This window comes from Streptomyces sp. NPDC051987 (assembly GCF_040680735.1).
Lineage (GTDB): Bacteria > Actinomycetota > Actinomycetes > Streptomycetales > Streptomycetaceae > Streptomyces.
Window position 1 is genome coordinate 1 of the sequence record NZ_JBFAXI010000187.1, and the last position, 4110, is coordinate 4110.

The 4110-nt window shown below is 73.3% G+C and carries 2 protein-coding genes; both read right to left on the minus strand.

Features of this window, described 5'->3' with window-relative positions; genetic code table 11:
• Positions 1 to 54: 54 nt before the first annotated feature.
• The gene (locus tag AB0M11_RS41090) at positions 55 to 3174 is read right to left on the minus strand and encodes a beta-ketoacyl synthase N-terminal-like domain-containing protein (RefSeq protein ID WP_365714062.1); all 3120 of its coding nucleotides are present in this window, start codon (positions 3172 to 3174) and stop codon (positions 55 to 57) included.
• 27 nt (positions 3175 to 3201) lie between these two features.
• Positions 3202 to 4110 (minus strand): beta-ketoacyl reductase (locus AB0M11_RS41095; protein WP_365714064.1); only part of this gene is annotated, 909 nt, incomplete at its 5' end.

Genomic DNA, 4110 nt, shown 5'->3' on the forward strand with positions numbered 1-4110 from the left:
GGCACCCGGGAGATCCCGGGTGCCCCGCCGCCGTCTCCGGCCGTCGGACTCACGTCAGTCGGCCACCAGTTGCTCCCGCAGGAACTCGGCGACATAGGCCGGGGTCGGGTAGTCGAAGAGCAGCATGGCGTCCAGGGCGAGACCGGTGACCTGCACGAGCCGGTTGCGCAGTTCGACGGCGCTCAGTGAGGTGAATCCGACCTCGAAGAAGGGGCTGTCGCCGTCCAGTTCGTCGTCGAAGGTCTCGTCCGGGTTCTGCTCGGTGCGGGCTGCACCGGCCTCCGCCACGACGAGGTCGACGAGGAGTGTGAGCCGCTCCTCGCCGCTGAGCCCGGCCAGCCGCTCCAGCAGGGCCACCCGCGTCGCGTCCAGGGCCTCGGCCTCAGGATCGGCGACGGTCTGTGTCGTGTCGGTGCTGATCGTCTCGGTGGTCACGGTGCCGGCCTCCAGCCAGTAGTCACGGCGCTGGAAGGCGTACGTCGGGAGGTCCACCCGACGCGCCCCGGGGAAGAGCGCCTTCCAGTCGATGGGAACGCCCCGGGTGAACAGCCCGCCCGCCGCGGTGAGCGCGGTCTGCGCGTCAGGGGCGTCGACGCGCAGAGCGGGAAGGAAGGCGACGCCGTCGTCGGCGGCGCCCAGGCAACCGGGGCCCAGCGCGGACAGCACCGCAGCGGGGCCCAGCTCCAGGAAGGTCGTGACGCCCCGGTCCAGCAGGGCACGGACGCCGTCAGCGAACCGGACGGTGCCGCGGACGTGCCGTACCCAGTAATCCGGAGAGGTGAGGTCCTCCCGGGTGGCCGGCGCGCCGGTGACATTGGAGATCACCGGCAGGCGCGGCTCCCGGTAGGCCAGTTCGGCCGCGACCTGCCGGAACTCCGCCAGCATCGGGTCCATCAGCGGCGAGTGGAAGGCGTGACTGACGGCCAGCCGTTTGGTCCTGCGGCCCTGGGCGGCGAAGTGCGAGCCGATCTCCGCTGCTTCGGCCTCGGGACCGGAGATCACCACGGATCGCGGCCCGTTGACGGCGGCGAGGCCGACACCCTCGGTCAGCAGAGGCCGTACCTCGTCCTCCGTCGCCTGCACGGCGATCATCGCGCCGACGGCCGGCAGGGCCTGCATCAGCCGTCCCCGCGCGGCCACCAGCCGGGCCGCGTCCGCCAGGGACCACACTCCGGCCACATACGCGGCGGCCAGCTCGCCGATCGAGTGCCCGGCCAGGGCATGCGGGCGTACTCCCCAGGACTCGTAGAGGCGGTACAGCGCCACCTCTACGGCGAACAGGGCCGGTTGGGTGAACTCCGTGCGCTCCAGCGCCGCCGCGTCCTCGTGGACGACCTCGTTCAGTGGCCGGGGCAGGTGCCGGTCCAGTTCCTCCGCGACCTCGTCGAAGGCCGTGGCGAACACGGGATGGGTGTCGTACAGCTCTCGGCCCATACCGAGTCGTTGGGCGCCCTGGCCGGTGAACAGCACCGCGAGGCGGCCCCTGGCACGGCTGCCGCGAGCGATGCCCGGCAGCGAACCCGCGGTGCCGTCGGCGACGGCCCGGACCTTGGCGCGCAGGGCGGCCAGATCGCCGGCGACGATCACGGCCCGCTCGTCGAACGCGGTCCGGGTGAGCGCGAGCGAGTAGCCGATGTCGTACGGGTCGGGGGGCGCGTCCGCTCCGCCGAGCATCGCCTCGAGCCGGGCTGCCTGACCGCGCAGCGCCTCGGCCGTCTTCGCCGACAGCGCCCAGGCGACGGGCCCCGACGCCCGCTCGGCACCCTTCTCGGCGGCGGGCTCGGGCGGGGCCTCCTCCAGCAGGACGTGCGCGTTGGTGCCGCTGATCCCGAACGACGACACGCCCGCCCGGCGCGCTCGGCCCTCCTGCCGGGGCCAGGAACGGGCCTCGGTGAGCAGTTCCACCGCACCCGCCGACCAGTCCACCTTCGGTGTCGGCTCGGCCACGTGCAGTGTCTTGGGCAGCTGCTCGTTGCGCAGCGCCATCACCATCTTGATCACACCCGCCACACCGGCGGCGGCCTGCGCGTGCCCGATGTTGGACTTCAGCGAGCCCAGCCACAGCGGGCGGCCCGCCGGGCGGTCCTGACCGTAGGTCGCGATCAGCGCCTGCGCCTCGATCGGGTCACCCAGCACGGTGCCGGTGCCGTGCGCCTCCACCGCGTCCACGTCGGCGGGCGCCAGGCGAGCGTGGTCCAGGGCCGCCCGGATGACCCGTTCCTGCGCCGGCCCGTTGGGCGCGGTCAGACCGTTGGAGGCACCGTCCTGATTGACGGCGGAGCCGCGCACCACCGCGAGTACGGGATGCCCGGCTCGCCGCGCGTCCGACAGCCGCTCCAGAAGCAGGATGCCCGCACCCTCGGCCCAGTTGGTGCCGTCCGCGGAAGACGAGAACGCCTTGATCCGGCCGTCGGCGGCGAGCGCCCGCTGGGTGGCGAAGCCGACGTAGGCGTCGGGCGTGGCCATCACCGCGAGCCCGCCCGCGAGCGCCAGTGAGCACTCGCCGGCGCGCAGCGCCTGGGCCGCCATGTGCAGGGTGACCAGCGAGGACGAGCAGGCCGTGTCGACGGTGACGGACGGCCCGGTCAGGTCGTACAGGTAGGAGACGCGCCCCGACAGCACGCTGCCCGACCGGCCGAGGCCGAGGAAGGCGTCGACCCCTTCGGGCAGCTTGCGGACCCCGCTCGCGTAGTCGTGGTACATCAGGCCGGCGAAGACACCGGTGTCGGAGCCCCGGATGGTGTGCGGGTCGATCCCGGCCCGCTCCAGCGCCTCCCAGACCAGTTCCAGCAGGAGGCGCTGCTGCGGATCGGTGCCGAGGGCCTCTCGTTCGGAGAGGCCGAAGAACCCGGCGTCGAAGGCGCCGGCACCGTGCAGCACCCCGGCTTCGCGCACGTAGGTGGTGCCCGGATGGCCGGGCTCGGGGTGGTAGAGGGACTCCAGGTCCCAGCCGCGGTCGGTGGGGAGGCCGGTGACGGCGTCGTGACCGCCGGCCACGAGGGTCCACAGCTCCTCCGGCGAGGTGATCCCGCCAGGCAGCCTGCAGGCCATGCCCACGATGGCGACCGGCTCTCGGGCGGCGGCCGTGATCCGCTCGTTCTCCTGCCGCAGCCGCTCGTTCTCGGTGAGGGACGCGCGCAGGGCGTCGACGAGTCGTTCGTCGGAAACAGTCATGTTCTTCTCTCCCGGTCCAGGACCGAATCAGGTGGCCGATCCGCTGAGGGCGCGCGCCACGAGGCTTTCCACGTCCATGCCGGCGATCATCTCGGCGGCCGCGTCCCCGGTCGGCTCGGCGGACCGCGTCGTCTCCTCGACCGGCACCCTCTGCCGCGGCAGACGGGGAGCCAGCGCGTCGTACAGGCGCCGGGCGAGCGCAGCCGGGGTCGGGTGGTCGAAGACGAGGGTGGCGGGCAGTCGCACTCCGGTCCGGGCGGCGAGCTGGTTACGCAGTTCCACTGCGGTCAGTGAGTCGAAGCCCACATCCTTGAACGCCTGGTCCTCGGCCACCTGGTGCCTGTCCGCGAAACCCAGGACCCCGGCCGCCTGTTCAGCGATGAAGTCGAGGACGGCCTCCCGCCGCTCCTCCTCCGGAAGAGCCGCCAGCCGCTCGACGAACGACTCGGCGGCGGGCTCCCCGGCCGCCTGCGCGGCCCGGCGGGCCGGGCGGACCAGGGCGCGCAGCAGGGCGGGCACACCGTCTCGCCCGGTGCGGGTGCGCAGGGTCGCGAAGTCGAAGCGGGCCGCCACCAGCACCGCGTCGGAGGTACGCAGCGAGGCGTCGAAGAGCCGCAGGCCCTCCTCGCCGTGAAGCGCCCGCATGCCGCTGCGGCTCATCCGCTCGCGGTCGCTGTCCGTGAGGGTGGCCTGCATGCCGCCGTCCTGCTCCCACACCCCCCAGGCGAGTGAGGTGGCGGGGAGCCCGAGGGAGCGGCGGTGCTCGGCGAGGGCGTCCAGGGCGGCGTTGGCGGCGGCGTAGTTGGCCTGGCCTGCGCTGCCGACGGTGCCGGCGATGGACGAGTACAGCACGAAGGCGGCCAGGTCGAGGTCGCGGGTCAGGTCGTGCAGATGCCAGGCCGCGTCGACCTTCGCGGTGAACACTTTCGCCAGCCG

Excerpts from the sequence above, each read along its gene's own strand:
- AB0M11_RS41090 (WP_365714062.1), bottom strand. The coding sequence starts at position 3,174 with ATGACTGTTTCCGACGAACGACTCGTCGACGCCCTGCGCGCGTCCCTC.